Source organism: Microbulbifer sp. MI-G (genome assembly GCF_030440425.1).
Lineage (GTDB): Bacteria > Pseudomonadota > Gammaproteobacteria > Pseudomonadales > Cellvibrionaceae > Microbulbifer > Microbulbifer spongiae.
This window is the reverse complement of record NZ_CP098023.1, coordinates 4,162,213-4,170,000: the sequence shown is the minus strand read 5'-3', so window position 1 is coordinate 4,170,000 and position 7,788 is coordinate 4,162,213. Positions and strand designations below refer to the sequence as shown.

Here is a 7,788-nt window from a genome sequence, read left to right as displayed (position 1 = left end):
GCCGCTGAAGGTTGACCGGGAGGTTGGCTGGAGGTATCACAAGTGCGAATGCTGACATGAGTAACGATAAGGGGGTGAAAAACCTCCCCGCCGGAAGACCAAGGGTTCCTGTCCAACGCTAATCGGGACAGGGTTAGTCGGCCCCTAAGGCGAGGGCGAAAGCCGTAGTCGATGGGGAACAGGTTAATATTCCTGTACTTGCTATTGCTGCGATGGAGTGACGGAGAAGGCTAGGCCGGCATGGCGATTGGTTGTCCATGTTTAAGGTTGTAGGCTGGGGACTTAGGCAAATCCGGGTCCTTAAGGCTGAGAGCTGATGACGAGTCTCTATTTTGAGACGAAGTGGTTGATGCCCTGCTTCCAGGAAAAACTTCTAAGCTTCAGGCAATAGTGAACCGTACTCTAAACCGACACAGGTGGTCAGGTAGAGAATACCAAGGCGCTTGAGAGAACCCTGGTGAAGGAACTAGGCAAAATGGTACCGTAACTTCGGGAGAAGGTACGCCGGTTTTGGTGATGGGACTTGCTCCCTAAGCTGAGGCCGGTCGAAGTGACCAGGTGGCTGCGACTGTTTATTAAAAACATAGCACTCTGCAAACTCGTAAGAGGACGTATAGGGTGTGACGCCTGCCCGGTGCCGGAAGGTTAATTGATGGGGTTAGCTTAGGCGAAGCTCTTGATCGAAGCCCCGGTAAACGGCGGCCGTAACTATAACGGTCCTAAGGTAGCGAAATTCCTTGTCGGGTAAGTTCCGACCTGCACGAATGGCGTAACGATGGCCACGCTGTCTCCACCAGGGACTCAGTGAAATTGAAATCGCTGTTAAGATGCAGTGTACCCGCGGCTAGACGGAAAGACCCCGTGAACCTTTACTACAGCTTTGCACTGAACTTTGAGCCTATTTGTGTAGGATAGGTGGGAGGCTTTGAAGCAGTAACGCCAGTTATTGTGGAGCCGTCCTTGAAATACCACCCTGGTATGTTTGAGGTTCTAACTCAGGTCCGTGATCCGGATCGAGGACAGTGTATGGTGGGTAGTTTGACTGGGGCGGTCTCCTCCCAAAGAGTAACGGAGGAGTACGAAGGTGCACTCAGCATGGTCGGAAATCATGCAATGAGCATAATGGTATAAGTGCGCTTGACTGCGAGACAGACATGTCGAGCAGGTACGAAAGTAGGTCATAGTGATCCGGCGATTCTGAATGGAAGGGTCGTCGCTCAACGGATAAAAGGTACTCCGGGGATAACAGGCTGATACCGCCCAAGAGTTCACATCGACGGCGGTGTTTGGCACCTCGATGTCGGCTCATCACATCCTGGGGCTGAAGCCGGTCCCAAGGGTATGGCTGTTCGCCATTTAAAGTGGTACGCGAGCTGGGTTTAGAACGTCGTGAGACAGTTCGGTCCCTATCTGCCGTGGGCGTTGGAGATTTGAGAAGAGTTGCTCCTAGTACGAGAGGACCGGAGTGAACGAACCTCTGGTGTTCCGGTTGTCACGCCAGTGGCATTGCCGGGTAGCTATGTTCGGACGGGATAACCGCTGAAAGCATCTAAGCGGGAAGCCTCCTTCAAGATAAGATCTCCCTGACTCCTTGAGAGTCCTGAAGGGCCCTGGAAGACTACCAGGTTGATAGGCTGGGTGTGGAAGCGTTGTGAGGCGTTGAGCTAACCAGTACTAATTGCCCGTGCGGCTTGACCATACAACAGAGATGGTTACTGGCGACTGAGCGAGTGGATTGTGTATAGAAAGGCACACAACAGGCGGCTTGCGGTGTATTACTACAGGGTGTTTTACCGAATGATTTGGGGTTATCGCCGGTCACACTGACCGAGGCAAACAGCGATAACACGGCGGGCAGAGTTAAGGCTCTTAAGACCAACGCCACCCGGAGCCAGTTTGCCTGACGGACATAGAGCTGTGGAACCACCTGATCCCTTGCCGAACTCAGCAGTGAAACGCAGCATCGCCGATGGTAGTGTGGGGTCTCCCCATGTGAGAGTAGGTCACTGTCAGGCTTTTAAAAGAGAAAACCCCTGCAGGGAAGCCTGCGGGGGTTTTGTTTTTTGGGGTATATGGAACTGGTATTTGCTGCCGGGCAGCGCAGGTGCGGGCCTGATGGGTCAAATGAAGGCACCTGGGCCCGCAGGCTAACCTGCTACAATGCTCTTTTCTAGTGTGTGCCGGTCTAATGAAATTCCCAGTTTTCGACAATGAACTTATCGATGCCTGCGAACCTCGCCGTTGGCAGGATGAGTTGTCGGATCTGATTACGGACCCCGCTGAATTAATCCGGCTTTTGCAGCTGGACCCGACCAAATTACCCCGGTCGCTATGCGCTAGCCGGCAATTCCCCCTGCGGGTGCCGCGTGGCTTGATCAGGCGTATGCGTCTCGGAGACCCACATGACCCCCTACTGCTGCAGGTGCTGCCCACAGCGGCGGAGCTGCAGTCGCCTCCCGGTTTTAGCGCCGATCCTCTGCAGGAGGGCCGGGTGAATCCCCAACCGGGTATTGTGCACAAATACCACGGACGGCTGCTGCTGATTGCCGCCGGGCAGTGTGCGGTGAATTGTCGTTACTGTTTTCGCCGGGCTTTTCCCTATGGGGACAACCACCTGGACCGGCGTCAATGGGCGGCGGCCCTGGAATATATCCGCGCCCATGCCGAGTTGCGCGAAGTGATCCTGAGTGGTGGTGATCCCTTGGTATTGAGTGATCGCCAACTGGCCTGGCTATCCGGCGAGCTGGCGCAAATCCCCCACCTGAACAAGCTGCGGGTGCACAGCCGCCTGCCCATAGTGACACCCAGCCGGATCACCGATGCCCTGTTGTCCTGGTTCACTATTTCGCGCCTGAAACCGGTGTTGGTGTTGCATTGCAATCACGCCAATGAGATTGACGGTGCAGTGTCTGCAGCACTGGCGCGACTACGTGATGCCGGGGTTGTCCTGCTCAATCAGGCAGTGCTGCTAAGGGGAGTAAATGACAGTTGTGAGGCCCAGGAACAGCTCTGTGAAGCCCTGTTTGCGGCGGGTGTTATGCCTTATTACCTGCACCAGCTGGATAAAGTCAGCGGCGCGGCCCATTTCGAAGTACCCGATGAAGAGGCGCTGGTCATTATCGCGCAGCTGCGCCAACGTCTGCCGGGGTATCTGGTGCCGAAATTGGTAAGAGAGGTACCCGGTGTTCGCGCCAAAGTACCGCTGGAAGGCAGCGCGGGCGAATGAAGCGGGAGTAACAAGCAAACGGTGCTGCTCGGACGGAAGTACAACCAGGGGAAGTGCCGGTTTGCGGATGTATGATTCGGGTTGTGGAACTTTCCACCGCAACCAGCCCAGCTAGTTTTGCGCCTTCATCCTCTTTGCGGAATCACTTTTCACCCGAAAATCCGATCTGTCTGCCACAACCCGTTGTCGTTAGGTCCCTGAACGTTTGTTATCCCCGCTTGATGCCACTCGCACCGCAAGAGCAACGGTCAGCCGCGAGTGCACTGGCACCCCTGTGACCCATACCTGCCCGGCAACCGCTCTCCCTCGCCGCTAGCGTTGCTGGCTGCTAAAAATGCAGGAGTCCATTTTTTGACGGTAGAGAGAATTGTGTGACATGGATCACGTCCGTCATCCAGATGTGTTCTTGTATGCCACCACTGTGGCCCCCTAAACTTACCGCTCGCAGTAGCAGTGCACTGCTTTGGGCAAATAGAGTAAATAATGAGTAGCAACGATACTATCCGACTTCTCCTGATACACGATACTCCATCAGAGGCCCAGCGCCTGGTGAGCATGTTGCACAATGCGGGCCGCCCCAACCGGGCCCAGCATGTCACCAGCGAAGCGGTATTGACCCGGTTGCTACAGGACAAAACCTGGGACCTGATCATTGTCGCGGAGGGCAGCACCCAGGTCTCCCCAACCTTGGCTCTGCGCACTATCAGCAAGCTGCAGAAGGATCTGCCCCTGATTATCCTGACCGAGCGCAGTGGTTGCCTGCCGGTGGTGGAGGGGTTGAGGCTGGGTGCGCGGGATGTGGTGACTGTGGACGAAGACCAGCACCTGCTACTGGTTATCCAGCGCGAGTTACTGTCACTGGACAACCGCCGGCGGGCACGCCTGCACGACCGCCGCTACCATGCCACTTTGCGGCGTACCCGGGAATTGCTGGACAGTTCCAAGGATGCGTTTGCCTATGTATCCGATGGATTGATTGTCTACGCCAACGACTCCTTTGCCGAGTACTTTGGCTATGCAAGCGGAGATGAGGCGGAGTACCAGCCCATCATCGATATGCTGGCGGAAAATGAAGGGGAAGAGGCGCGGCAATTTCTTAAACGCTGCGCCATTGACAATAACGAAGTGGAAGCACGGGAGTGGCAATTTACCGCGAGAAATGCGTCGGGCAGCGGACCGCTGCCGGTTCGGGCCGAGGTGCTCAGTACAACCTATGAAGAAGAGCGCTGCTTGCAGGTGCGTATTGCGGCGCGCAGGGAGGATACCGAACACCTGGAGGCCCAACTCAGCGATATCAAGAACCGCGATCCGCTCACAGGGCTGTTTAATCGCCAGCACTTCCTGCAGCTGCTGGATTCCACTATCCAATCCGCTGCGGACTCCCACAGCACCGGTGGCCTGATGTTTATCCAGGTGACCCGCTTTGAGGAGGAGGTGCAGAAAGTCGTGGGTGTGGCCGGCGCCGATGCCTTGCAGAAGGCGATGGCGGATCTGTTGCGCAGTTGCCAGCGCAGTGGTGACACCCTGGCCTGCTATAGCGATGACAGTTTTTGTCTGCTCACTCCGGATACCACGCCGGACAGTGCCGAGCAGCGTGCACGGGAAATGCTGAAAAAGGTTTCCGATACCATTTTCGATGCTGCGGGCAAAACACTGCAGATCACCGTTTGCATTGGTATTTCCCTGTTGAGTGAGGCCTCCAGTGGTGCCCAGCAGGTACTGGAACAGGCGCTGGTGGCGCACCGGCAGGCACTTGGTGCAGACAGCGGAGAGGGCAGCTTTGCCCTGTATGAACCGAACACCGACGGTGGTGCCGATGTGGAAACCTACCACCGCGCGCGCGTGGTACAGGCCCTTGAAGCGGGCAACCTGAAGCTGCTTTACCAGCCTATCCTCAGCCTGCAGGGCACCGGGGAGCAGATGTATGAAGTGCTGGTGCGCATGCTCGACAACAAGGTGGAGCTGGCGCCACTGGCCTTCCTGCAGGAATTGGGCGATGCGGGTCTGTCGGCAAAAATGGACCGCTGGGTGATTCTCACCGCGATCAAGGCAGCGGCCTTCCATGTGGAGGGTAAAAAAGTGTCTCTGATGCTGCATATCACCACGGCCTCACTCCTGGATAACAGCCTGCCCGGGTGGCTGGCGGTGGCTTTTAAGGCCGCCAGGGTTTCGCCGGGGTCGGTGGTCTTCCAGATGCGCCAGGAGGACATAACCAGCAACCTGCATGCGGCTAAGGACTTTACCAGTCGGGTACAGCAGCTTGGCTGCCGGGTGGCGGTGTGCCATTTCGGGACCGGTTTGAACCCCTTTAAGGCCCTGGAGCATGTGAAGGTGGATATGGCCAAGGTAGACCCCTCGTTTGTGCGCGAAGTACAGGATGAGGGGGAGAGCAGCGCGTCCTTGGCCGGGCTGGTAAAGCGCCTGGGTGAATTGGATACCAAGGTGATAGTGCCCCATATCGAACAGGCCAGCATGTTGCCCACCCTGTGGCAGACCGGCACCGACTATATCCAGGGCTACTATGTGCAGGCCCCGGCGGAAGACATGCGTTTCGACTTCAACCTCGACTGACTGCCAGCACATCTGCATCGATGCAGACAACCGCGCAGCCTCATTGCAGAGGCTGCACGGTTTTTCCCTAAACCCTGTAGCGTGTGCGCAGGGCGGCAATGGCATTTTGTGCCAAGGCGCCGTAGTGAGGTGCCGGCGGTGGTGCGTTGCCGGGGCTTGTGCTCTCGTTCCAGGCGCGCTGGATATGGTTGTAACCGGCTTTCTGCTTGTACACTCTGGCCAGGGTAGCGCTGTAGTTTTTACTCCTGACCGTATTCACGTGGTACCAGTGGGCCTTGGCGCGGGAATGGGAAATATCCATTAACAGGTAACCGCGCTGGGTAATGTCCACCCACTTCAAATGCGGGATCAATCCGTCCAGGGCAATCGCGGCCACATCGGTTAACTGGGATTTGTCGAGGAAGCTGGAAGACACCCCGGGGGTCACAAATTCGCCGCCCAGTGCACCGCGGCCGGTCAAAGGGCCGTAGTCGAAAATGCTGAAGGGATTACTGGCCAGATCCCAGGCCCAGGAACTGTGGATATCCCCGGTAAGTACGACAAAGTTCTCGATATTGTTCTGGCTGATATGGTTAAACAAGCGGCTGCGCGCAGCGGTATAGCCGTCCCACTGATCCATATTGATGGAGAAATCCCTGGCCAGGGTGAGCTGCGCCATCATCACCTGCTGCCCCAGCACCCGCCAGCGCACACCGTCGGACTGGGACCGGGTCAGGCTGCGGTACAGCCACCCTTCCTGCTGCTGGCCGAGGAGACTGCGCGCGGGGTCGTCGGCACTCCCCTGGTCAAACCAGGTGGCCTGTTTGTCCCGCGCAGCGATGCGGGTATCCAACATCATCAGGTCGACCAGGTTGCCGAAACGAAATCCGCGGTAAATGGCCTTGTCGCCAAAGCGATCCAGAATGCCATTGTCACGGATGGGCATCCACTCAAAATAGACGCGGTTTGCCACAGAGCGACGTTCAAACCAGTCGCCTTCGCCGCGCTCGGGGTTATGATTTTCGGCGCCGCCAGCCCAGGCGTTATTGGTGGTCTCGTGGTCATCCCACACACAGATAAACGGGTGCTGGCGGTGCACTTCCTGCAGGTCGGGGTCGGAGCGGTACTGGGCATAGCGCTGGCGGTAGTCCTGTAGAGTGACCATTTCCCTGGCCGGGATCGGCTCGCGCCCCAGTCCGGCATTGGTACCGAAGCCGCCGGGGCCGTACTCATAGAGGTAGTCGCCCAGGTGCAGGACCATATCCAGATCCGGTCGCAGAGCAATTTCCCGGTAGACGTTAAAGTAGCCCATGGGGTAGTTGGAGCAACTGGTCACCGCGAAGCGCAGGCGATCCAGATGGCCAATGGGCAGGGTGCGGGTGCGGCCGATCGGTGAATCCATGCTGTTGGAGTAGAAGCGGTAGTAATAGGGAGTGCCCGGCTGCAGCCCGTTGGCGTCCACCTTGACGGTGTAGTCCACTTCCGGGCCGGTAATGCCGCTGCCGCTGTTGACTACCAGGCGCATTTCCGGGTCCAGGGCGATCTGCCAGCTATAGGGAACCGTGGATAGAAACAGCGGATCACTGGACGGACTGATTCTGGTCCACAGGATCACACGGTCCGCCAGTGGGTCGCCACTGGCTACGCCGTGCTGAAAAGGTTGATGACCGGATCCGTACGCTTTCAAGAGGGGCAGTACTGCGAGGCCGGCGCCGGAAAATTGTAGAAACCGCCTCCGGGACAGAGACATGGGGTCCTCCTTTATAGGTTTGTTATGAAAGGGCCTACAGTCTGTGCCGGGAAAATGAACACTGTGTTAACTGCGGGTCAGCCTTGTCCCGCGAGCGCATGTTTAGTCGGAAATTTCGTCGAGAAGACACGGAAATGAGACATTCGTCTAATTTTATGGCCTCAATAAGGATTAAAGAGGAATGGGCGCGGCTACCGTCGGGGGCGGAAAGCTTGAGATACATCCTCTAGAGGCCTGAATGTATCGCATGAGGACACACTCG

At 57.0% G+C, this 7,788-nt stretch carries 3 protein-coding genes and 2 rRNA genes (1 of these 5 only partly in view); 4 read left to right on the top strand and 1 reads right to left on the bottom strand.

Features of this window, described 5'->3' with window-relative positions:
- The 4 genes from M8T91_RS17135 to M8T91_RS17120 form a co-directional block, all read left to right on the top strand.
- Window positions 1-1,699 (top strand): 23S ribosomal RNA (locus tag M8T91_RS17135); it begins 1,181 nt to the left of the window's first position.
- Window positions 1,700-1,899: 200 nt separating this feature from the next.
- Window positions 1,900-2,015: ribosomal RNA gene (rrf, locus tag M8T91_RS17130) — 5S ribosomal RNA — on the top strand.
- A gap of 173 nt (window positions 2,016-2,188) precedes the next feature.
- Window positions 2,189-3,226 carry an EF-P beta-lysylation protein EpmB gene (epmB, locus tag M8T91_RS17125; RefSeq protein WP_301415439.1) on the top strand — a complete coding sequence of 346 codons (1,038 nt, stop codon included), beginning with the start codon at window positions 2,189-2,191 and terminating at the stop codon, window positions 3,224-3,226.
- A gap of 483 nt (window positions 3,227-3,709) precedes the next feature.
- Complete coding sequence (locus M8T91_RS17120; protein WP_301415438.1) at window positions 3,710-5,797, top strand: GGDEF/EAL domain-containing response regulator; 2,088 nt, start codon at window positions 3,710-3,712, stop codon at window positions 5,795-5,797.
- Between the two features lie 67 nt (window positions 5,798-5,864).
- Here the strand turns inward: M8T91_RS17120 and M8T91_RS17115 are convergent, their stop codons facing one another.
- Window positions 5,865-7,526 (bottom strand): alkaline phosphatase D family protein, encoded by a 1,662-nt coding sequence (locus M8T91_RS17115; protein ID WP_301415437.1) that lies wholly within the window; start codon window positions 7,524-7,526, stop codon window positions 5,865-5,867.
- Between the last annotated feature and the right edge of the window lie 262 nt (window positions 7,527-7,788).

Bases quoted from the DNA above. Each gene is read 5' to 3' on its own strand.
- epmB (WP_301415439.1), top strand. From the start codon at position 2,189: ATGAAATTCCCAGTTTTCGACAATGAACTTATCGATGCCTGCGAACCT.
- M8T91_RS17120 (WP_301415438.1), top strand. From the start codon at position 3,710: ATGAGTAGCAACGATACTATCCGACTTCTCCTGATACACGATACTCCA.
- M8T91_RS17115 (WP_301415437.1), bottom strand. From the start codon at position 7,526: ATGTCTCTGTCCCGGAGGCGGTTTCTACAATTTTCCGGCGCCGGCCTC.